Annotated in this window: 20 protein-coding genes; 11 read left to right on the forward strand and 9 right to left on the reverse strand. The window is 63.4% G+C overall.

Features of this window, described 5'->3' with window-relative positions; genetic code table 11:
- The first annotated feature begins 19 nt into the window (after positions 1–19).
- Together ASG03_RS17760 and ASG03_RS17765 are read left to right on the forward strand one after the other, a co-directional pair.
- Positions 20–511: an RNA polymerase sigma factor gene (locus ASG03_RS17760; protein WP_062694857.1), complete on the forward strand. Its 492-nt coding sequence runs from the start codon at positions 20–22 to the stop codon at positions 509–511.
- A 2-nt stretch (positions 512–513) separates the two neighbouring features.
- Entirely contained in the window at positions 514–1,341 is an 828-nt protein-coding gene (locus ASG03_RS17765; protein WP_062476225.1) for an anti-sigma factor family protein, read from the forward strand.
- A gap of 144 nt (positions 1,342–1,485) precedes the next feature.
- On the opposite strand, the gene leuA is transcribed toward ASG03_RS17765, so the two are convergent.
- The 3 genes from leuA to ASG03_RS17775 all read right to left on the reverse strand — a co-directional run bounded on the left by leuA (position 1,486) and on the right by ASG03_RS17775 (position 4,394).
- Complete coding sequence (gene leuA / locus ASG03_RS17770; RefSeq protein ID WP_062695301.1) at positions 1,486–3,195, reverse strand: 2-isopropylmalate synthase; 1,710 nt, start codon at positions 3,193–3,195, stop codon at positions 1,486–1,488.
- 211 nt (positions 3,196–3,406) lie between these two features.
- A complete protein-coding gene (locus ASG03_RS22160; RefSeq protein WP_274533663.1) occupies positions 3,407–3,532 on the reverse strand; it encodes a hypothetical protein in 126 nt (41 codons plus the stop codon).
- 280 nt (positions 3,533–3,812) lie between these two features.
- The gene (locus ASG03_RS17775) at positions 3,813–4,394 is read right to left on the reverse strand and encodes an ATP-dependent Clp protease proteolytic subunit (protein WP_062476226.1); all 582 of its coding nucleotides are present in this window, start codon (positions 4,392–4,394) and stop codon (positions 3,813–3,815) included.
- 272 nt (positions 4,395–4,666) lie between these two features.
- Between ASG03_RS17775 and ASG03_RS17780 the strand changes: the two genes are divergently transcribed.
- On the forward strand, positions 4,667–5,251 hold the full coding sequence (locus ASG03_RS17780) for a HupE/UreJ family protein (protein ID WP_062695303.1): 585 nt from the start codon (positions 4,667–4,669) through the stop codon (positions 5,249–5,251).
- 205 nt (positions 5,252–5,456) lie between these two features.
- Entirely contained in the window at positions 5,457–6,278 is an 822-nt protein-coding gene (locus tag ASG03_RS17785) for a DUF2076 domain-containing protein (RefSeq protein ID WP_062694859.1), read from the forward strand.
- A gap of 60 nt (positions 6,279–6,338) precedes the next feature.
- On the opposite strand, the gene queF is transcribed toward ASG03_RS17785, so the two are convergent.
- The 3 genes from queF to ASG03_RS17800 all read right to left on the reverse strand — a co-directional run bounded on the left by queF (position 6,339) and on the right by ASG03_RS17800 (position 10,222).
- The gene (queF, locus tag ASG03_RS17790) at positions 6,339–6,803 is read right to left on the reverse strand and encodes a preQ(1) synthase (protein WP_062476228.1); all 465 of its coding nucleotides are present in this window, start codon (positions 6,801–6,803) and stop codon (positions 6,339–6,341) included.
- Positions 6,800–7,768, reverse strand: a complete 969-nt coding sequence (locus ASG03_RS17795; RefSeq protein ID WP_062476231.1) for a cation diffusion facilitator family transporter — start codon at positions 7,766–7,768, stop codon at positions 6,800–6,802. Before ASG03_RS17795 ends, queF begins: the two co-directional genes overlap by 4 nt.
- 264 nt (positions 7,769–8,032) lie before the next feature.
- Positions 8,033–10,222, reverse strand: coding sequence for an anthranilate synthase (locus ASG03_RS17800; protein WP_062694861.1), 2,190 nt, complete (start codon positions 10,220–10,222; stop codon positions 8,033–8,035).
- 351 nt (positions 10,223–10,573) lie between these two features.
- Between ASG03_RS17800 and ASG03_RS17805 the strand changes: the two genes are divergently transcribed.
- Positions 10,574–11,629 (forward strand): extensin-like domain-containing protein, encoded by a 1,056-nt coding sequence (locus ASG03_RS17805; protein ID WP_062694863.1) that lies wholly within the window; start codon positions 10,574–10,576, stop codon positions 11,627–11,629.
- A gap of 9 nt (positions 11,630–11,638) precedes the next feature.
- On the opposite strand, the gene ASG03_RS17810 is transcribed toward ASG03_RS17805, so the two are convergent.
- The 3 genes from ASG03_RS17810 to ASG03_RS17820 form a co-directional block, all read right to left on the reverse strand.
- Positions 11,639–12,772, reverse strand: coding sequence for a DUF2333 family protein (locus tag ASG03_RS17810; protein ID WP_062476242.1), 1,134 nt, complete (start codon positions 12,770–12,772; stop codon positions 11,639–11,641).
- A 120-nt stretch (positions 12,773–12,892) separates the two neighbouring features.
- A complete protein-coding gene (locus tag ASG03_RS17815) occupies positions 12,893–13,291 on the reverse strand; it encodes a c-type cytochrome (protein ID WP_062694865.1) in 399 nt (132 codons plus the stop codon).
- A gap of 85 nt (positions 13,292–13,376) precedes the next feature.
- Positions 13,377–13,958 carry a thymidine kinase gene (locus ASG03_RS17820; RefSeq protein ID WP_062601113.1) on the reverse strand — a complete coding sequence of 194 codons (582 nt, stop codon included), beginning with the start codon at positions 13,956–13,958 and terminating at the stop codon, positions 13,377–13,379.
- A 396-nt stretch (positions 13,959–14,354) separates the two neighbouring features.
- On the opposite strand from ASG03_RS17820, the gene ASG03_RS17825 reads away from it, so the two are divergent.
- From ASG03_RS17825 to ASG03_RS17850, 6 genes are all read left to right on the forward strand, one after another.
- Positions 14,355–15,311: a choline ABC transporter substrate-binding protein gene (locus ASG03_RS17825; protein WP_062694867.1), complete on the forward strand. Its 957-nt coding sequence runs from the start codon at positions 14,355–14,357 to the stop codon at positions 15,309–15,311.
- A gap of 170 nt (positions 15,312–15,481) precedes the next feature.
- Complete coding sequence (choW, locus tag ASG03_RS17830; protein ID WP_062694869.1) at positions 15,482–16,327, forward strand: choline ABC transporter permease subunit; 846 nt, start codon at positions 15,482–15,484, stop codon at positions 16,325–16,327.
- A complete protein-coding gene (gene choV / locus ASG03_RS17835) occupies positions 16,324–17,373 on the forward strand; it encodes a choline ABC transporter ATP-binding protein (protein ID WP_062694870.1) in 1,050 nt (349 codons plus the stop codon). Before choW ends, choV begins: the two co-directional genes overlap by 4 nt.
- Positions 17,374–17,467: 94 nt before the next feature.
- Entirely contained in the window at positions 17,468–18,208 is a 741-nt protein-coding gene (locus tag ASG03_RS17840) for a HugZ family pyridoxamine 5'-phosphate oxidase (RefSeq protein WP_062694872.1), read from the forward strand.
- 120 nt (positions 18,209–18,328) lie between these two features.
- A complete protein-coding gene (locus ASG03_RS17845) occupies positions 18,329–18,670 on the forward strand; it encodes an ArsR/SmtB family transcription factor (protein ID WP_062476261.1) in 342 nt (113 codons plus the stop codon).
- 364 nt (positions 18,671–19,034) lie between these two features.
- Positions 19,035–20,363 (forward strand): aspartate aminotransferase family protein, encoded by a 1,329-nt coding sequence (locus tag ASG03_RS17850; RefSeq protein ID WP_062695305.1) that lies wholly within the window; start codon positions 19,035–19,037, stop codon positions 20,361–20,363.
- The last annotated feature ends 25 nt before the right edge of the window (positions 20,364–20,388 follow it).

Genomic DNA, 20,388 nt, shown 5'->3' on the forward strand with positions numbered 1-20,388 from the left:
AACCTCCGCAGGTGAAAGCATGCGTCCAGCCCAGGAATCGATCGACATCAGCCGCGATCTCGTCAGTCTGCTGCCGAGACTGAGACGCTTCGCCTTGACGCTGACGCGCGACGGCCTGCAGGCGGACGATCTCGTGCAGGCCATCTGCGAACGGGCGACCGGACGTCATCCCGTCTGGAACGGCCATGGACGGCTGGACGATGCCTTGTATATCCTCGCGCGCACGCTTCAGGACGAAGCCGGTGGCCGCAAACGCGTGGCGGCGGCAGATCCGCGCGGTGGCACGGCTTCATCGGGCGGAGCCGCCGGCGGCGATGCCGTTCAGCAGATGATGATCACGATGTCCGAGGGCCTTGCCAGCGCCTTTCTGCTGGTGGCCGTCGAGCAGAGAAACTACCGGGACGCGGGCCATATCCTCGGTCTCGCGCCGGATGTCGTTGCCCAGAAACTCGTCGCCGCCCGACTGCGGCTGGCGACGATGGCAGCCGACACGACGGAAAGAAGGGCCTGACCTTGCAGCACACGAAAAGTCCCTCCATCGAGGCGCGGCTATCAGCCTATCTCGATGGCGAAGCGGACGAGAACGAGCGTCGGGAGATCGACCAGCTTCTGGCACGGGACGCCGAGGCCCGACGCCTGCTCGAGCGCCTGAAGCAGGGAAGCGCCTTCGGCGCATCCGGCTTCGAGGCTATCCTGCATGATCCGGTTCCCCTGTCGCTCGCCCGCCGCATTCGCCAGGGAACGGATATCAACCCGAAGCAGGAGCGCGTGGTCGGCGCACCCCGGCGGCAGCGGCGCAAGCTTTGGCGCGGTGCCGTGGCGGCGTCCTGCGGCATGCTTCTCATCGGTGGGTCTACCGGCTATCTCATCGGCCGTACCGTGGACGACAATGCGCCACAGGCGCCGATCGTCAAGGCCCGGACATGGCTCGACGACGTGACCGACGCCCACCGGGTCTATGCGCGCCAGCCGCGCCATCTGGTCGAGGTCACCGCCGAAAACGACGAGGAAATCCGCAACTGGCTGACCGCCAGCACCGGCGTTTCCTTCACCGTTCCCGATCTAACGGCGAACAAGCTCGTGTTTCAGGGCGCGCGCCTGCTGGTTGCAGCCGGCAAGCCCACGGCGCAGCTGCTGTTCAAGGACGAGGACGGAGAGGTCTATGCCGTCTGCTTCCAGCGCTCCGCGACCACCGACGACAGCGGCCGCATGACCGAGAGCATGCGCGACGACCTCGCACTGGTCTCCTGGAACGAGCCCGGGGCCGCCTATGTGGTCGTCGGACCTTCGGCCACGGCCAACTTCAAGGATCTTGCCGACGCTATCGCCGACGTGATGTAAAGGGCGCCGACGTCATGTAGAGGCCGCCGACGTCATGTAGCGGGCGCCGACATCCTGGTTCGCATGGCGACGTCAGAATGAAGACGAAACCCCCGGACGTTGCCGGCCGAGGGTTGGTCTTTCCTCAGGATCGGGCGCAGGCGATCAGATCGCCTGCTCCTCAATCACCCGATTGGCCGCGGAGACGATCGCTTCGAGCGATGCTGTGACGATATTGGTATTGATCCCTGCCCCGAAAAGTCGCCCGCCCTGATGCTGCACCTCGACATAGGCAATGGCGGCCGCGTTCGACCCCTGTTGCAGCGAGTGCTCCGAATAATCGGCAACGGAGATGTCGACACCGAGATAGAGCGACAAGGCGTTGATGAAGCCGTCGATCGGCCCGGTGCCGCGACCCTCGATCATCTTCGTCTCGCCGCGATCGGTGATCTCGGCCTGCACGATGCGCGCCCCGCGATGCTCGCCGAGCGGCAGTGTCGTGTGATCAACGTAGCGGATGCGGGCGCCCGGCTGCTCGATATAGCGCTCCAGGAAACGCGCATAGATCGCCTTCGAGGGCATCTCCCGGCCCTGCTTGTCGGTGATCCGCTGGATGTCTTCGCGGAACTCGACCTGCAGCGGGCGCGGCAGGTTGATGCCGTAATCCTCCTGCAGGATATAGGCGATGCCGCCTTTGCCCGACTGCGAATTGATCCGGATGATCGCTTCGTAGGACCGTCCGACATCGCGCGGGTCGATCGGCAGGTAGGGCACCTCCCACTGCGGCTTGTTGGCGACCTTGATGGCCTTCATGCCTTTGTTGATGGCATCCTGGTGCGAGCCGGAGAACGCCGTGTAGACCAGTTCGCCCACATAGGGGTGACGCTCGGAAATCGCCATCTGGTTGGAATATTCGTAGACGTCCTTGATCCGCTCGATATCGGAGCAATCGATCTGCGGGTCCACGCCCTGCGTGAACATGTTCAAGGCCAGCGTGACGATGTCCACGTTTCCGGTTCGCTCGCCATTGCCGAACAGCGTGCCTTCCACCCGGTCCGCACCGGCCATCAAACCGAGCTCTGCAGCCGCGATACCGGTCCCGCGATCATTGTGCGGATGCAACGAGATGATGAGGTTTTCGCGATTGTCGAGGTTGCGGCACATCCATTCGATCTGGTCGGCATAGATGTTCGGGGTGGACATCTCCACCGTGGAGGGCAGGTTCAGGATCAGCTTGTTCTCGGCTGTCGGCTTGATGATCTCGGCCACGGCGTTGCAGATCTCCAGCGAGACCTCCAGTTCCGTTCCCGTAAAGCTTTCCGGCGAGTATTCGAACCGGAAGTCGCCGCCGGCCTTTGCCGCCATGTCGGCGATCATCTTGGCCGCGTCGGTCGCAATCTGCTTGATCCCGGCAACATCCTTGGCAAACACCACCCGGCGCTGCAGCTCGCTCGTCGAATTGTAGAAATGCACGATCGGCCTGTTGGCGCCTTCCAGCGCCTCGAAGGTCCGCGTGATCAGTTCCGGCCGGCACTGCACCAGGACCTGCAGGGACAGGTCTGCCGGGATCTTGCCCTCTTCGATACACCAGCGGGCGAAATCGAAGTCGGTCTGCGACGCGGACGGAAACCCGATCTCGATTTCCTTGAAACCCATGTCGACCAGAAGCTGGAACATCCGCGCCTTGCGGTCATGCCCCATGGGATCGACGAGCGACTGGTTGCCGTCGCGCAGGTCGACGGAACACCAGATGGGTGGGCTCGAAATCGTCTTGGATGGCCACGTACGGTCGGTGATCGGCACCTGCGGATAGGGCTGGTACTTCTCGGCGGCCGCGGGCATGCCCTGTTTGACGGTATGGGATTTCAGGATCATTTCGGTTCTCTTCGACTTCACAGCGTCCGGCATCGGGAGAATGCGGGCCAGATCGCTGTCACGGTGAAACGTCGCGCGTGCTGCCATAACCGATCGGAGGCCGGTTGACGATGGCAATGCAGAGCCAATTCTGGAAAAGGCTTCGGAGACGTCGGATTCTAGCGGAGGCTAAGGAGCTGTGCCGGTTGGCTTGTCGGCCACCGGGCGCTCCTTAAAGAACCCGGCAACCGCGCGTAAGGCCGAGAAGAAGAAGCGAGGTGAAGGCGCGCGAGCGATCGCGAACGACGGTCCGTCCACGGGAAAACTGCTCGATGATTTTGGCGCTGTTCTTCGACATGGGACGCTCTATAGCCAAAGCTGAAAGAAACGGCAAGGGCAGGCCAAGAAAAAGGCATTTGCGCCTGTGGAATGCATATTCCGACGCGGAGCTATTCCTGTCTGGCGGCGGCACGTCGCTCGCCTGCAACGCGCAGCTTGCTGTCTGCAGCACCGAGCGCTTCGGGGCGCGATCCAGACGTTCAGAACCGCCGACCCGCCATCCCGGCACGCACGGCCGCATAACAAAAAACCCCGCCGGCAAGCGGCGGGGTCCAGAAAGCCTTCAGGAGAGACGAGGCTCAGATGTCGGCAACGTTCGTAACGATCCGCGAGACGAGACCATAGCTCTTGGCGTCTTCTGCAGAGAGCCAGTAGTCGCGATCCGTGTCCTTGGCGATCTTTTCGATCGGCTGGCCGGTTGCTTCCGAAAAGATCCGGTTCAGGCGCTCGTTCATCTTGATGATCTCGCGTGCCTGGATCTCGATGTCGGATGCCATGCCGCGCGTGCCGCCCGAGGGTTGGTGCAGCAGGAAGCGGGTGTTGGGCAGGCAGAGGCGCTGTTCCTTCGGCACCGAGACATAGATCAGGGCGCCGGCAGAGGCGACCCAGCCGGTGCCGATGATCCAGACCTTCGGCTTCACGAACTTGATCATGTCATGAATGCTGTCGCCGGACTCGACGTGACCGCCCGGAGAATTCACGAAGATGCGGATGTCTTCGTCGCTGGCCGATGAGAGCGCCACGAGCTGCGAGCAGACCTTCTGCGCCAGTTCCTGGTTGATCGGGCCATAGATGAAAATCGAGCGCGACTTGAAAAGGTTCGCCTCTGTTTCCTTGCCCAAGGGCAGTTCCGTCTTCTTGTCGTCCTCGTCTTCGTTCATCCGCTGTCTCCCGCGAGATTTCAGTGTCTACCCGCTCAGATAAGGCGACTCGACCGCGATGACAATGCAACAAACACAAGAGCCGCGGCAACAGAGACAGGCCCGCGCGACGGCATCGCCGCGCGCCATGGTTAAAAGCCGGCCTTCCCGCCGTCGCTAAGGCATTTGCCGTATGGACAGGGCGTCGCCGCCGATTAGGATGCGCCGAGAACCAGAACGGCGGCGCGCCTCCCAAGCAGATCCAATCGCCGCCCTTGATCAAGGGGACCATCATGACACGCCGCTTTCTTGCCGCCGCCGCTGCCGCCTTCGCCCTGTCCGCCGCTCCGGCCTTCGCGCATATCGACCCGACGGCCCATGGCTCGGTGATGGCGGGTATCGTCCATCCCCTCTCGGGCCTCGATCACGTGCTGGTCATGGTCGCCGTCGGTCTCTGGGCGGCACAGCTTGCGGGCCGTGCGCGCCTCGCCGTTCCGGTGGCCTTCGTCGCCATGATGGCCATCGGCTTCGCCCTCGCGCTCTCCGGCATGCATCTCGCCTATGTCGAGCCCGCCATTCTCGCCTCCATCGTCGCCCTCGGCCTGCTGGTTGCGATGGCGGTCCGCATGCCGGCTGCGGCGGGCGCCGGGGTGGTCGGCATCTTCGCCCTCTTCCACGGCTATGCCCATGGCGGCGAGCTCGGCGCCGCGACAGCGCTGGCGTTCGGTTTCGGCTTTGCGCTGTCCACCGCCGCGCTTCATACGGTCGGCATCGCGCTCGGCATGCTCGTCGGTCGCCTGGAAAAGAGCGGGGCGATCGCGCGGGGGCTGGGCGTCGTGACCGCCGCTGCAGGGGCTGCCCTCTTCATCGCGGGCTGACCGCAGCGCGCCGTCAGCCGCCCATAGCTAAAATACTTTCTCCCGGCCGCAATCCGGCCCTGAAAAGCCGGATTTGCGGACTGTAGTCGACGGCATGGCAATCCTGCCAGCATGGATCGGGCGGTACCCTGCCGTGAGACCGATCCATGAGGAACCCACAAGCTTCAACGTCATTTCGTGATGACACCATGCTTGGGAGACGACCATGTCACCGGAAGAACAATCCCTTCTCAGCGGCCTCTTCGAACGGGTCCGCTCCGCATCCACGACGCCACGCGATCGGGAGGCGGAGACCCTCATCGAGCAGGCGGTCCGTGCACAGCCTTCGGCGCCCTACTACCTCGCCCAGGCCGTCATCGTTCAGGAAAAAGGGCTGGAGGCCGCCGCACAGCGGATCGAAGCGCTGGAAGCCCAGCTTCGACGCAGCGAGGACCGGCTCCACGAACTGGAAGCCGGACGCGACCGGGAGCCGCGCGACAGCGCGGCTGGCGGGTTCCTCGGATCGCTCTTCGGCTCGTCCGAAAAGCCGCAGCGGAGAGCCGATGCCGAGCGCGGCGGCGAGGCCTACCCGGCGGATCGTCCGGTCACCGGGGGTCCGTGGGGAAGCGCGCCGCGCGCGGCGTATCCTTCACCCCCGCAGCCCTACCAACCCCCGTATCAGCCCTCCTATCAGCCGCCGCAACAAGCCTCGTCCGGCGGCGGCTTCCTGCGCGGTGCGATGGGCACGGCGGCGGGCGTCGCCGGCGGCATGCTGCTTGCCAACTCGCTCAGCGGCATCTTCGGCAATCACATGTCGTCGCTCGGCCTGGGAGGTGCCACGGAGACGGTTGCGCCGATCGAAGAGACAACGATCAACAACTACTACGGCGACGATGCGGTGACGCAGGCGTCGGACGGCGCGCCGAACACGATCGCAGAGGGAAACGACGCGGCCGATCAGGACGGCTGGCAGCAGGCTGACCTCGACACGTCGCCCAACGACGACTTCGACGCCGGCTTCGGCGGCGACGACACGATGGACGTCTGAGCGATCCTTGTCAGGGGCGCGGGAAACCGACGTCCCTGACAAGGCTGAACCGGGCAGGCCTCATCCCCGGCCGCGATAGGGCTGAACGCCCTGGTCCGGCAGCCAGACGCCCTCGGGCGGGTTGCCCGTCTGCCAGAACACGTCGATCGGAATGCCGCCGCGCGGGTACCAGTAGGCGCCGATGCGAAGCCATTTCGGCGACAGGAGATCGACGAGGCGCTTGGCGATATCGAGCGTGCAATCCTCGTGGAACGCCCCGTGATTGCGGAAGGCGTGCAGGAAAAGCTTGAGCGACTTCGATTCGACGAGCCAGCCTTCGGGCACGTAGTCGATGACGATATGCGCGAAATCCGGCTGTCCCGTCATGGGGCATAGCGAGGTAAACTCGGGAGCCGTGAAGCGCACGACGAAGTTCGTCCCCGCATGGTTGCTTGGAACGCGCTCCAGGACGGCATCGTCCGGATGGGTTGCGCCGGAGACGGCCTGCCCCAGCATGGACAGTCCGGAAACGTCGGTCGTGCTCATTCGTCTGTTCCTTCTGTTTTCCGTGCTCCGCCGGCGAGATCATGATCCTCGCGGCTCGGCGGTACCTTGACACGGATGCCGTGGGCTTTCTCGCTCTCGGGCTCGATGTGGATGGCGATCTTCGCCGAAGCGTTGACGGCGCGGATCGCATCCTCGATCCGGTCGCAGATGTCATGCGCGGCACCGACCGCCATGTCCGCCGGCACCACCATGTGGAAATCGACGAAGATGACCGAGGCCGCCTGCCGCGTCTTCAGGTCGTGTACGCCGAGGGAGCCTGCGGCATGGGCGGCGATGGCAGCGCGGATCTCCGCCTCCTCTTCGGTCGTCACGGCCCGGTCCATCAAGCCGCTGACGGAACCCGCGATAACCTTCCAGCCCTGGAACAGGATGTTGCAGGCAACGACGACGGCGAGAAGCGGGTCGAGAATGGTGTAGCCGGTGACGATCGCGAGAATGAGGCCGACCAGAACGCCGCCCGACGTGACGACATCCGACATAATGTGGTGTCCGTCCGCCGACAGCGCCGGCGAGCGCAATGCCTTGCCGGCGCGCAGGAGGACCGTCGCCCAGATCGCATTGACGAGACCGGCGGCAAGGTTGATTCCCAGTCCGAGAACCGGCGCCTCGATGGGCTGCGGCGAGAGCACGGCCGGCACGGCTTCGTAGACGATCAGCAGTGCGGCAACGACGATGAGGACCCCCTCGATGACGGCGGAAAAGTACTCGGCCTTGTGGTGCCCGAATGGGTGGTCGTCGTCGGCGGGCTTTGCCGCATAGCCGATGACCACAAAGGCGACGACGGCGGCAACGACGTTGACGATCGATTCCAGGCCGTCGGACAAAAGCGCCACGGACCCGGTGAACCACCACGCCGCCAGTTTCATGCCGAGCACGAGAAGCGACAGCGGAATGGTCCAGAAGGCCAGCCGCTGGGCGCGGTTGATGGTGCTCGTCGTCGTCATGGGAAAACCTCCGGTCGGCACCGCTGCCGACCCTTCAGACCGGTGACGCAGGTCAACACGCCTTGGATAGGGGCGATACGCCTTTAACGTCAGATGATGTGGGATGCCTGATCTGTGCGGATCGCCGCGCGTCCATCCTACGGGATCACGCGCCGCAAACAGCCTTGAACATGAATGCCCGCACCCTTTCGCGGAAAAGGCGCAGGCATGCAAGACCCAAAGGGGGTGACCCGCCGAATTGTTGGCCGGACACGCGCGCCGCTGTCAGGCGGCCTTCACCTTCGCGCGTTTGGCGAGATTGGCCACGACATTCTCGATCATCCGCATCCCGGCGTCTCCGCCGAGCGTCATGATGGATTCCGGATGGAACTGCACGGCGGCGATCGGCTCCTTGGTGTGCTCGATCCCCATGATCGTGCCATCCTCGCTCTCGGCCGTGATCATGAAATCGCGCGGCAGGGTCGAGGCATCGGCAAAGATCGAGTGATAGCGCCCGACCGTCACCTCCTTGCCGAGGCCCGAGAACACGAGGCCCGGTTCCAGCACGCGAATCCGCGACGGCTTGCCGTGCATGGGCACGGCGAGCTGCCGAAGATCGCCGCCATAGGCCTCGGCCAGTGCCTGAAGCCCGAGGCAGACGCCGAAGATCGGCAGGTCTCGCGCCCGCGCCTTCTTGATCGTCGCCTTGCAATCGAAATCCTTCGGCCGGCCCGGACCGGGCGACAGCACGACGAGGTCCGGCTTGAGCCGGTCGAGCAGCTCCTCCGCGACGGGCGAGCGGACCGTGTTGACCGTTGCGCCCGTCTGGCGGAAGTAGTTGGCAAGGGTGTGGACGAAACTGTCCTCGTGATCGACCAGCAGAATGTTGACGCCAGCGCCGACAGGCGCAACGTCGCGGGCCTGCTTGCCCTTGGCGGCGGACTTTGCATCGCGAATGGCGGAAATCATGGCGGAGGCCTTCAGTTCGGTTTCGGCTTCTTCCTCATGCGGATCGCTGTCGTTCAGCAGCGTCGCGCCGGCCCGCACTTCGGCGATGCCGTCCTTGATGCGAATGGTTCGCAGCGTCAGCCCGGTGTTCATGTCTCCATTGAAACCGACCATGCCGATCGCACCGCCATACCAGGCGCGCGGGCTCTTTTCATGGCTCTCGATGAAGCGCATCGCCCACAGTTTCGGCGCACCGGTCACCGTGACCGCCCAGGCATGGCTGAGAAAGCCGTCGAACGCATCCATGTCGTCCCGAAGACGGCCCTCGATATGGTCGACCGTGTGGATGAGCCGCGAATACATCTCGATCTGGCGGCGACCGATGACCTTGACCGAACCGGGCACGCAGACGCGGCTCTTGTCGTTCCGGTCCACGTCGGAGCACATGGTGAGTTCGGACTCGTCCTTCTTGGAATTCAGCAGCTTCAGGATCTGCTCGCTATCGGCGATCGGATCGTCGCCGCGCTTGATCGTGCCCGAAATCGGGCAGGTCTCGATACGACGGCCGGACACGCGGACGAACATTTCCGGTGAGGCGCCGACCAGGTATTCCTGATGGCCGAGATTGATGAAGAAGGAATAGGGCGACGGGTTGATCGCCTTCAGGCGATTGGAGATCTCGGAGGGGCGGCTCTCGCAGCGCTCGTAGAATTTCTGCCCCGGAACGACCTCGAACAGGTCGCCGCGCCGGAAACTCTCCTTGGCCTTCGTGACCAGCTCCGCATATTCGCCCGGCCGATGGTCGCCATGCGGCGGAATGCTGTCCACGACCCGGAAGGGCTCCGCCGGAATGTCGCCTGCCCTGCCGAATGTCGAGCGGTCGCCGAGAGCAAAGTCATAGCGGTCGATCCAGGCCTTGGCGGCATAGTGGTCGACGACCAGGATTTCGTCAGGGAGGAACAGCACCATGTCCCGCTGGTCGTCCGGTCGCTTCAGCGTGAAGTCGATGGCATCGAACTGGAAGGCAAGGTCGTATCCGAAGGCGCCGTAAAGCCCGAGACTTGCATCTTCGGCCGAAAAGAACAGCGCGGTGACGGCGCGGAGCACCGTGAAGACGGTCGGCATCTTGGACCGCTCTTCTTCCGTGAAGACATGGTCGGGCGTGTCGATCGTCAGGTCGAGCCGACGTGCCGTCAGCGATCCCAGCGTGATGTCCTTCACGCTCTTCAGATGGTCGGCGATGATCGCAAGCAGCACCTCGCCGCGCGCGTTATAGGCTTCGATCCAGAGCGAACGGCCGAACGAGGAGATGCCGAGCGGCGGATCGACGATCGCCGTGTCCCACCGCGTATAGCGACCGGGATATTCGTAGTTGGACGAGAACACGGCGCCCCGGCGCTCGTCGAGCTGATCGACATAGGTCGAGATCGCATCGCCATAGGACGCCTCGCGGCGGCGGCGCGTGACCGTGATTCCGCCCTGCGTGACGTAGGATTCGGCACCGTCTTCAAGCTTGGTCGTCGACATTCATTCGCTCCGTTTCGGCCCGGAAAACGAGCGCGGCCAGAATGCAAAAAAGCCGCCTCGTAACTCCGGGCGGCTTATCGTCAAAATCCATCACGCAGGACTGATCGAGGCCGCTTTAGCGAGCCCACCACCAGACAGAAAGGATGCGTGCGTTGATCATGGAAAACTGTTAGCGCGCAGTGGGGCATCTGGCAAGCGGCAAGCGCTGCAAAAGCGGGCCCGGCGTCGGTGGCATCGTGGCAAAAGCGCGACACCTGACGGCAAACGCGTCGGCCTACCCTCGCCGCCGGCCGTGCGACACCTAGTTCTGAAAGATCGGCCGAAGCGCCGCCAGAAACTGGATGGGTCCCCATGCGTCGACGTCTTCCGCTGCTTTTTCCCCTGATGCTCCTCCCGGCCGTTTTGATCCTTTCCGGCGCCGGCATGCCGCAAGCGGGCCCGGTACCCGAGACCAAGCCCGCACGTGCCGAAGCGCCTGCGAAAGAGAACGACCAGACAAGCACGGACGGACAGCCGGTCGAGCCGGCGGCGACCGACCCGGTGCCAACGCCCGAAGCCAAACCCGCCCCGCCCGCCGAGGACACCCCGTCCGGCGAGGCTCCCAAACCGGCTGCTCCGGACGACAAGGCGGAAAAGCCGGTGGACCCCGATACTGACGCGCCGCCCAAGACACCGGGCGAGGCCCCGGCCAAGACACCGGCCAACGCCCCAGCAAAGGCGCCGGAAGTACCGGCATCCGGTGATGCAAAACCGGAAGACAAACCGGCGGAGGAAAAGTCGTCAGAAGACAAACCGGCCGAGCCGAAGACCACGACGCCTGTCGCCGAACTCGTCATCACGCCGGAAGAACCGGCCGCCTATGCGCAATGCCTGACCGACCTCAAGGCGCTCGGCGTGCGTTTTTCGGAAAAGCCGCGGATCGACGACGGCAAGGGATGCGGTATCGACAAGCCGATTTCCGTGACCGAGATCCTGCCCGGCATCAAGCTCGCGCCGGAAGCGACACTGCGCTGCGAGGCGGCTCTGGAACTGGCGCGCTGGACGAAGGAAGCGGTGTTGCCGGCGGCCCGGGTGGCGATGTCGGAGGACGGCGCGCTGAAGACGATCAATCAGGCCTCGAGCTATATCTGCCGTCTGCGCAACAATGCCTCCACCGGCAAGATCTCCGAGCATGCGCGCGGAAACGCGATCGATATCGCGTCCTTCACCTTCAAGAATGGCGAGTCCATCGCCATCCAGCCGCGGGACGAAGACGGAACCCTCTCCGGCGCCTTCCAGCGCGCGGTGACGGCCACTGGCTGCCTGTATTTCGAGACGGTGCTCGATCCGGGCAGCGACGAGGCGCACGAGAACCACCTGCATTTCGACGTGCTGCAGCGGCGCGGCAACTACCGATACTGCCGCTGACACCGCGCCTCAGCGGGCGAGGATGTCGCGCATCTCGACGAGGTTGGACCGGACCCGCAGGATGTAAAATCCCATGGTCGCCAAATGCGTCGGCATGATCCAGCCGTCCTCGCGACCATTCGAAATGATGGCCGGTTGGATGCGCAGGGCCGCGCGCAGCTGCTTCAGGCTTTCCGCCCAGATGGGCGCAAGCCCGCGCTGGGCAATGACGCCGTCGAAGTCGGCGCCGGCCGCCGCCATCACGCCGTAATAGCCGTAGAGCTGGCCATAGGCGAACCAGAACCGGTCGTCGGCCCGCGTATCGAACCAGCCGCCATTGTGATTTTCCGAGCGCTCGCGGATCATGGCCGAGGTGTTGCCGATGTCGTTGGAGATGCGGTCGATAAACTCCATCAGATTGTCGGAACGACCGTCGAAGGTCGCCTCACATTTCACGAGGCTATCGTTGAACGCCTGCAGGTCGCGTTTCGCCGAACGGTAAAAGCTCGGCGTCGGCGTCTTCGGGCCGAACGGGTCAAGGCCGAAATACCAGGCCCCCTCGTCGAACTGCATGTTGCTGCGCGCCTTCTGCAGATTCTCATTGATGCCGGAGGTGCCGCGCACGCGTCCCAGCGAATCCACCAGCTCGACGGTCGTGCGGCGAACCGCCTGGTTCACGCCACGCTGGAAGGACGCCTTGTTGTCGAGAAACGGCGTGTGGTCCCAGTCGACGCCGAAGAAGCCGACCTTGTAGAGCAGCATGGAGGAAATCCAGGCATTCTGATCGACGTTGAAATCGATGAGGTCCGAGGCGACGTCAACGATGGCCGAGCGTTCGCAGGTGGCGATCGCCGGAGCCGCTGCACCCGGCGCAAGCTTGACCGGCAGCCCGGCATCGGTCTTTCGCTCTCCGAAATTGTATCGGTTGACGTAGTCGGGATCGAAGTTGGTCCAGGTCTGCGTGGTCAGGACGAAATAGCCGTAAAGCCCCACAAACAGAACGACGATGGCGGCCACAGGGCCCTTGACGATCCAGCCGCCGCTCGACCGGAACCAGCCCGCGAAGGTTACGAAGGGAAAGAGAAGCCAGGAGACGGCAATGCCCAACCCCCGACCGATCGCTGAGAAGATGCGCTGGAAGAACGCGACGACCGGTTCGAGCATGGAGGCGTGTTCCTTATGATGATGGCCGGGACCGTGGCTTTCGCCCTGACCCAACCTGCTGCCTTCCTCACATAGGCGTCATCATCTGCCGCCACAACGGCTACCCGCACGCCTCACGGCTTATTGCGCCGCCGTACTCTTGAGATAGGCGATCACATCGGTGATATCCCGGTCGGATTTCAGCCCGGCAAAGCTCATGCGCGTTCCCGGCACCATGGCGCGGGGCGCCAGAAGATAGGTCGCAAGCCGGGCCTCGTCCCAGGCCTTGCCGTCGCTGCCGAAGGCACGCATGGCGTCCGAGTAGCTATAGCTCTCGACATGGGCGACCGGGCGACCGACGACACCCTGAAGGCTCGGCCCGACCCGGTTTTCCGGCGCGGTCGCCGTGTGGCAGGTGCCGCACTTGCGAAACACACGCTCACCAGCCGCGATATCGCCGCCGACAGGCCCCCCTGCCGTGGCGGCTCCTGCCGCCATGGAAAGACAGATCGAGAAGAAGAAGACAGACGTGACGCGCATTGCAGGCTCCTTTGGCAGGCTCCAGTGGCAGGCTCCGTTGGCAGGCTCCGTTGGCAGGCTTCCGTTCAGAGAAGGGAGAACGGGTCTAGTCTTCCCGCATGCGATCGTCCCAGTGTCGGCGGCAGTAGGACACATATTTCTCGTTGCCGCCGATCTCGACCTGCGCGCCCTCGTGCACGACACGGCCCTGCCCGTCGAGACGAACCACCATCGTCGCCTTGCGACCGCAATGGCAGATAGTGCGCACCTCGCGCAGCTCGTCCGCGATCGCGAGCAGGGCCGCGGATCCCGGAAACAACTGTCCGCGAAAATCGGTGCGCAGGCCATAGGTCATCACGGGAATGCCCAGCCGATCGGCGACCCGGGCAAGCTGCCACACCTGCGCCTCGCTGAGAAATTGCGCCTCGTCGACGAAAACGCATGCCGCATCCGTCTCGGAAACGGCGTGCTTGACCAGGGCATAGAGATCGTCCGTGACGCGGAAGGTGATGGCATCCGACGTCAGACCGATGCGCGAGGACACGCGGCCCTCCCCGGCGCGATCGTCGAAGGCTGCGATCAGAACCACGGTCCGCATCCCGCGTTCTTCGTAATTGTAGGAGGATTGCAGCAGAAGCGTCGATTTTCCCGCGTTCATCGTGGCGTAGTGGAAATAGAGCTTTGCCATATCGACGATCCTTTCGGGCTTTCAGCGCGTGTCGTCCGTCTCGATGCGTTTCGCCATCGGAACCCAGCTTGCGCGGCACGGGCGGCTTCATGCCTGAGCCAACGGGATTTGACCAGTGAGTTACCGTCATTCTTCCCTGTTGCACCTATGACTCGGAAGACGGATGGCTTATGTTCGTCATCGTAGACGCTCGACCGACAGAGGGCGGCCCGACAGCAGTCCGATCCATTGCCCGACGAAGTTCGGTCGCGATCCTGGAATGCGACTTTGCGACATTGGCTGTCGCATTAGGGGCCGCGTAAGTTCCCGGGCGAAATACACTGACCGAACTGTCGGCCCTGAGCACGCCGCCGATCCGACAGGCTTCTGACGTCATAACAGGGGAACAAAAAACCAATGACCAGAAACTTCGCCCGCCTCCTCACGCTGTCCGCAGCCGTTTCCTTGAGTGCGCTGAGCGCCGGAACTGCGTTTGCCGCCGACCCGGCAAGCTGTGCCACCGTCCGCTTCTCGGATGTGGGCTGGACGGACATCACCGCGACGACCGCGACCGTCGCCGCTGTCGTCGAGGCTCTCGGCTATACGCCGGACATCAAGGTTCTGTCGGTCCCCGTTACCTACCAGTCGCTGAAGAACAAGGACATCGACGTCTTCCTCGGCAACTGGATGCCGGCGCAGGAAAAGGACGTGAAGCCGTATCTGGACGACAAGTCGGTCGACTCGCTCGGGGCCAACCTCGAGGGTGCGAAGTACACGCTGGCCACCAACGCCAAGGGCGCCGCTCTCGGCATCAAGGACTTCTCCGACATCGGCAAGCACAAGGACGAGCTCGACGGCAAGATCTACGGGATCGAGCCCGGCAATGACGGCAACCGGCTCGTCATGACGCTGATCGAGAAGAACGAAATGGGCATGGGCGGCATGGAGATCGTCGAGAGCTCCGAGCAGGGCATGCTGTCGCAGGTCGCGCGGGCGGAAAAAGACGGCAAGCCGGTCGTCTGGCTCGGCTGGGCGCCGCACCCGATGAACTCGACATTCGAGATGACCTACCTCACCGGTGGCGATTCCACCTTCGGCCCGAACTTCGGCGGCGCGACGGTCTACACCAACACGCGCGCCGGTTATGTTTCGGAATGCCCGAACATCGGCAAGCTGATCTCCAACGTGAAGTTCAACCTCGATATGGAAAACCATATCATGGGCAAGATTCTGAACGACGGCGAAGAGCCAGGCACCGCAGCGAAGGCGTGGCTGAAGGCCAACCCGACCGTCGTCGAACCCTGGCTCGCCGGTGTCACGACGCTGGACGGCAAGGAGGGCCTGCCCGCCGTCAAGACGGCGCTCGGTCTCTGATTGCAGGACGCTTGAAAGGCGGGGGAGACCCCGCCTTTTTCGTGCCGACATCGGGATCGGGGCCTGCGGACGCGTCCTTGAAGATGCGTTCGTGATCCGCGCTTCGCGGTCTCTGAGTTCTCCGCGATCGATGTCCTCTCATCCGTCACTCTTTCAGGAGAGGATCCCGCATGGATTTTCTGACAGGACACCGCGTGCCCATCGGCCAGAGCGCGAAAGCTTTCGTCGACTGGTTGACGACGAATTTCAGTCTGTTTTTCGACCAGCTTTCACGATTCCTGTCGAGCGTCGTCTCCGCGATCCTCTTCGTGCTGCAATATCCCCACCCTCTCGTCGTCGTCGGCCTGGTCACCGTTTTGGCCTGGTGGCTGCGCCGATCGATCGGCGTCACGCTCTTTACCGGCCTCGGCCTGCTGCTGATCATCAATCAGGGCTACTGGAAGGAGACCACGGAAACCCTAGCGCTCGTGCTCGCGGCGAGCGTGGTTTCCATGGCCATCGGCATTCCGCTCGGCATTGCGGCGGCGCGGCGCGCCTGGGTTTACGCCTTCATGCGTCCCGTGCTCGACCTCATGCAGACCATCCCGACCTTCGTCTATCTCATTCCGGCGCTCATCCTCTTCGGCCTCGGCATGGTTCCCGGACTGATCGCCACCGTCATCTTCGCAATCCCGGCCCCCATTCGCCTCACCCGGCTCGGGATCATCTCTACCCCGCCGTCGCTGACGGAGGCCGCCGTGTCCTTCGGGGCGACGCCCGGTCAGGTCCTGCGCAAGATCGAGCTTCCCTTCGCCATGCCGCAGATCATGGCGGGGCTGACGCAGACCATCATGCTGTCGCTGTCGATGGTGGTCATCTCGGCCCTTGTCGGAGCCAACGGCCTTGGCGTCCCGGTTCTGCGCGCGCTGAACACCGTCAACGTGGCAAAAGGCTTCGAAGCCGGCCTCTGCATCGTCATCCTTGCGATCATTCTTGATCGCCTCTTCCGCTCTTCGGATGAAGGAGAAGGCGCATGAGCGATGCCGTAATCTTCGACAATGTCGATATCGTCTTCGGCGATCGCCCCGAGCGGGCCCTGCAGATGGTCGACGCCGGAAAGACACGTGACGAGATCGGCAGTGCCACCGGCCTCGTTCTCGGCGTTGCCGGCGCATCGCTGACGGTGCGCGAAGGCGAGATCCTCGTCTTGATGGGCCTGTCCGGCTCGGGAAAATCGACGCTTCTGCGCGCGGTCAACGGGCTTGCGCCCGTCGTGCGCGGCAATGTCAGCGTGAAGACGGGCAGCGGCACGATCGATCCCTATCGCACCACGTCGAAAGCCCTGCGCGACTTCCGCAAGCACACCGTTTCCATGGTGTTCCAACAGTTCGCGCTTCTGCCCTGGCGAACGGTCGAGGACAATGTCGGCTTTGGCCTGGAACTGGCGGGGGTTCGGGATGGCGAGCGCCGCCGCCGGGTCGGGGAGCAGCTGGAACTGGTCAACCTGACGCAGTGGGCGGGGCGAAAGGTGCAGGAACTCTCCGGCGGCATGCAGCAGCGCGTCGGCCTTGCCCGCGCCTTTGCCACCGGCGCGCCCATCCTTCTCATGGACGAGCCGTTTTCCGCGCTCGACCCGTTGATCCGTACGCGGCTGCAGGACGAGTTGCTCGAGTTTCAGCGTCGCCTGAAGAAGACCATCCTCTTTGTCAGCCATGACCTGGACGAAGCCTTCCGCATCGGCAATCGCATCGCCATCATGGAAGGCGGGCATATCATCCAGTGCGGCACGCCGCAGGAGATCGTCAAGAATCCCGCCAATCAGTATGTCGCCGATTTCGTCCAGCACATGAACCCGATCACCATGCTGACCGCAACCGATGTCATGCAGCAGGGTCTCGGGCAAAGGCCCTCGGCCCTGGGCGTCAGCGCGACGGCCGCACCCGACACGCCGCTGATCGACATCCTCGACGCCATGACCCGGCAGCCGGGCGCCATTGGCGTGGTGGAAAACGGTGCGGTCATCGGCACGATCGACGCCCAGGACGTCATCGAGGGCCTGACCCGGCATCGACAGCGTCCCTGAGGCATCCGCAGCTGCACAAGCAGGGTTTCCGCGCTAGTCTCGGCCGAATCGATGGCGCGCGCGCCGAGCCCGACGGCCTGGATGGACAGCAAGCATGGCAGAGAAACCACAGGTTCTGCGGGAGACGGACGATGCGGCACGAAAGCTTGCCCGTCTGGTCTTCCGCGAACAGCGCAGCGCAGCGATCGGCGTTCTCGAGCCGGTCAGCGACGGCTTTCCGTTCGTGAGTCGTGCCCTTCTTGGTTTCGATATTGATGCCGTACCGATCATTCTGGCGTCGCAGCTCGCGACGCATACGCAGGCGCTCCTCGCCGATGCCAGATGCTCCGTACTGGCGGGCCGAAGCGGAAAGGGCGACCCGCTTGCCCATGCGAGAATCACGGTGCAGTGCCGCGCCGAACCGATCGCCCGGACGGACCTGCGGCATGCCCGCCTCAGGGAACGTTTCCTGCGGCGCCACCCCAAGGCACAACTCTACATCGACTTTCCGGATTTTCTCTTCTTCCGCCTGAATCCGCTCCGTGCGAGCTTTAATGCCGGTTTCGGGCGGGCTTATGCTCTGACGGGCGATGACCTTCTCATCTCCTCTGCGGCTATGGAAGCAATCGCTGCCGCCGAGCATGCTCTTCTTGCCGAACTCAACAGCAACAAGGATGCCCTGTCGTATTTTCTCGGAGAGGAGCGAAGCGACGTTACTCCGGCCTGGCAAGTGACCGCGGTCGATGCCGAGGGAATCGATCTTGTGCAGGGAGACGCGTTTCGTCGGGCGGACTTTCCCCGAGAGGTTGAAAACCCCGACGACGTCCGTGCAATGTTCGTAAAACTTTACCGTTAACTCCCCAGAAGTACCCCGAAATCTCGCATAGGGCTGTTGTTCCCTTTATGCGTCATGCCTAATTGTCTCATTCTAGCCGCACCAAAATGGGTGGGGCCAAGACGTCGCATGGAGTATGGCATGGAAACAATTCCTCCCCACCAGCATGAAAAAGCCGAGGTTGCTGCGGATTTTCTCTCGGCTATGGCCAACCCGAAGCGGCTGCTGATCCTGAACGAACTGGTCAAGGGCGAGATGGCTGTCGGAGCGCTTGCCGCTCAAGTCGGTCTCAGTCAGTCCGCACTGTCGCAGCACCTGTCGAAGCTGAGGGCACAGAGCCTTGTCACGACGCGCCGCGACGCGCAGACGATCTATTACTCGTCTTCGTCCGAGTCCGTTCTGAAGGTTTTGTCGATGCTGTCGGAAATCTACGGCGCACCGGAAGCCAAGGACGAAGCTCAGCCGCGTCGGCGCTCGGCCTGATCATCGCCAAGGGCGGCGTGGACCGGCAGACGCCGCGACCTGTTGCCGCCCGCAGCGTACGGGTTGATACCAAACGATCCCCATCCCAGTCGTCTCCGGGATGGCACATTCAGCCAGATGAAAGCCAGGAATCAGGGAGGTTCCTGGCTTTTTTCGTTCGTCACGAACAATCGCGTCGCGCAGGAACGATACCGCATGCGCCGTCGCGCGCCGCGGTCGCGCAGGCACGGGGAAGCCGGCGCAAGCCCGACGCAACACATGCGCCATGCCTTGACGCCCTCTGGCCCGCTGATAGTTTGACCATCGGATAAAAATCGCCGATCAGCTCAAACGCCAGATGGCCGTCTTGGCCATGGAGACCGTCATGTCGAACCGCCTGAACGCCACACCCAACGATCTGCGCGCCTTCTGGATGCCCTTCACGTCGAACCGGCAGTTCAAGAAAGAACCGCGCATGTTCGTCTCGGCGAAAGACATGCACTACAAGACGCATGACGGACGCACCGTTCTCGACGGCACCGCCGGACTCTGGTGTGTCAATGCCGGCCACTGCCGCCCCCTGATCACCGAAGCCATTCGCGAACAGGCCGGAGAGCTCGACTACGCCCCCGCCTTCCAGCTCGGCCATCCCAAGGCCTTCGAGCTCGCAAACCGTCTGGTGGACATCGCGCCTGACGGTTTCAACCATGTGCTCTACACGAATTCCGGATCGGAATCGGTGGATACGGCCCTGAAAGTGGCGCTGGCCTATCACCGCGTGAAGGGCGATGGTGCGCGTTCGCGCCTAATCGGCCGCGAGCGCGGCTATCACGGCGTCAACTTCGGCGGAATCTCGGTCGGCGGCATCGTTTCCAACCGTAAGATGTTCGGCACTCTCCTGAGCGGCGTCGATCATATGCCGCACACGCACATGCCCGACAAGAATGCCTTCACCAAGGGCGAACCCGAGCACGGCGGCGACATTGCATCCGAACTGGAGCGCATCGTCACCCTGCATGATCCCTCGACGATCGCCGCCGTGATCGTCGAGCCCGTTGCCGGCTCGACCGGCGTCCTCGTTCCGCCGAAGGGCTACCTTCAGAAGCTGCGCGAGATCTGCACCAAGCATGGCATCCTGCTCATCTTCGACGAGGTCATCACCGGCTACGGCCGTCTCGGTACGCCCTTTGCGGCCCAGTATTTCGACGTCATGCCCGACATGATCGTGACCGCCAAGGGTCTCACCAACGGCGTCATCCCGATGGGAGCCGTGTTCGTCACCTCGCAGATCCATGACGCGTTCATGCAGGGGCCGGAGCACATGATCGAGTTTTTTCACGGATACACCTATTCCGGCAATCCGATCGCTTCGGCTGCGGCCATCGCCACGCTCGATACTTACCGTGACGAAGGGCTTCTCACCCGTGCGGCAACGCTTGCGCCCTATTGGGAGAAGGCCCTCCACTCGCTGCGCGATTGCCCGCATGTCATCGACATCCGCAACATCGGCCTCATCGGCGCGATCGAGCTTGCGCCGATCGCCGGAGAGCCGACGAAGCGAGCCTTCTCGGCGTTTCTCAAGGCCTATGAAAACGGCCTGCTGATCCGGACCACGGGGGACACGATCGCCCTTTCACCGCCGCTCATCATCACCGAAGCGCAGATCGACGAGCTGATCGGCGGCATCCGGACGGTGCTCGAAACCGGCATCTGACATTGCCTCATCCTCGTCCCGCAAA

The organism is Rhizobium sp. Leaf341, from assembly GCF_001424325.1.
In the GTDB taxonomy this organism is placed as follows: domain Bacteria; phylum Pseudomonadota; class Alphaproteobacteria; order Rhizobiales; family Rhizobiaceae; genus Ferranicluibacter.

Excerpts from the sequence above, each read along its gene's own strand:
- ASG03_RS17760 (WP_062694857.1), top strand. The coding sequence starts at position 20 with ATGCGTCCAGCCCAGGAATCGATCGACATCAGCCGCGATCTCGTCAGT.
- leuA (WP_062695301.1), bottom strand. The coding sequence starts at position 3,195 with ATGATCCTGAAATCCCATACCGTCAAACAGGGCATGCCCGCGGCCGCC.
- ASG03_RS22160 (WP_274533663.1), bottom strand. The coding sequence starts at position 3,532 with ATGTCGAAGAACAGCGCCAAAATCATCGAGCAGTTTTCCCGTGGACGG.
- ASG03_RS17775 (WP_062476226.1), bottom strand. The coding sequence starts at position 4,394 with ATGAACGAAGACGAGGACGACAAGAAGACGGAACTGCCCTTGGGCAAG.
- ASG03_RS17780 (WP_062695303.1), top strand. The coding sequence starts at position 4,667 with ATGACACGCCGCTTTCTTGCCGCCGCCGCTGCCGCCTTCGCCCTGTCC.
- ASG03_RS17785 (WP_062694859.1), top strand. The coding sequence starts at position 5,457 with ATGTCACCGGAAGAACAATCCCTTCTCAGCGGCCTCTTCGAACGGGTC.
- queF (WP_062476228.1), bottom strand. The coding sequence starts at position 6,803 with ATGAGCACGACCGACGTTTCCGGACTGTCCATGCTGGGGCAGGCCGTC.
- ASG03_RS17795 (WP_062476231.1), bottom strand. The coding sequence starts at position 7,768 with ATGACGACGACGAGCACCATCAACCGCGCCCAGCGGCTGGCCTTCTGG.
- ASG03_RS17800 (WP_062694861.1), bottom strand. The coding sequence starts at position 10,222 with ATGTCGACGACCAAGCTTGAAGACGGTGCCGAATCCTACGTCACGCAG.
- ASG03_RS17805 (WP_062694863.1), top strand. The coding sequence starts at position 10,574 with ATGCGTCGACGTCTTCCGCTGCTTTTTCCCCTGATGCTCCTCCCGGCC.
- ASG03_RS17810 (WP_062476242.1), bottom strand. The coding sequence starts at position 12,772 with ATGCTCGAACCGGTCGTCGCGTTCTTCCAGCGCATCTTCTCAGCGATC.
- ASG03_RS17815 (WP_062694865.1), bottom strand. The coding sequence starts at position 13,291 with ATGCGCGTCACGTCTGTCTTCTTCTTCTCGATCTGTCTTTCCATGGCG.
- ASG03_RS17820 (WP_062601113.1), bottom strand. The coding sequence starts at position 13,958 with ATGGCAAAGCTCTATTTCCACTACGCCACGATGAACGCGGGAAAATCG.
- ASG03_RS17825 (WP_062694867.1), top strand. The coding sequence starts at position 14,355 with ATGACCAGAAACTTCGCCCGCCTCCTCACGCTGTCCGCAGCCGTTTCC.
- choW (WP_062694869.1), top strand. The coding sequence starts at position 15,482 with ATGGATTTTCTGACAGGACACCGCGTGCCCATCGGCCAGAGCGCGAAA.
- choV (WP_062694870.1), top strand. The coding sequence starts at position 16,324 with ATGAGCGATGCCGTAATCTTCGACAATGTCGATATCGTCTTCGGCGAT.
- ASG03_RS17840 (WP_062694872.1), top strand. The coding sequence starts at position 17,468 with ATGGCAGAGAAACCACAGGTTCTGCGGGAGACGGACGATGCGGCACGA.
- ASG03_RS17845 (WP_062476261.1), top strand. The coding sequence starts at position 18,329 with ATGGAAACAATTCCTCCCCACCAGCATGAAAAAGCCGAGGTTGCTGCG.
- ASG03_RS17850 (WP_062695305.1), top strand. The coding sequence starts at position 19,035 with ATGTCGAACCGCCTGAACGCCACACCCAACGATCTGCGCGCCTTCTGG.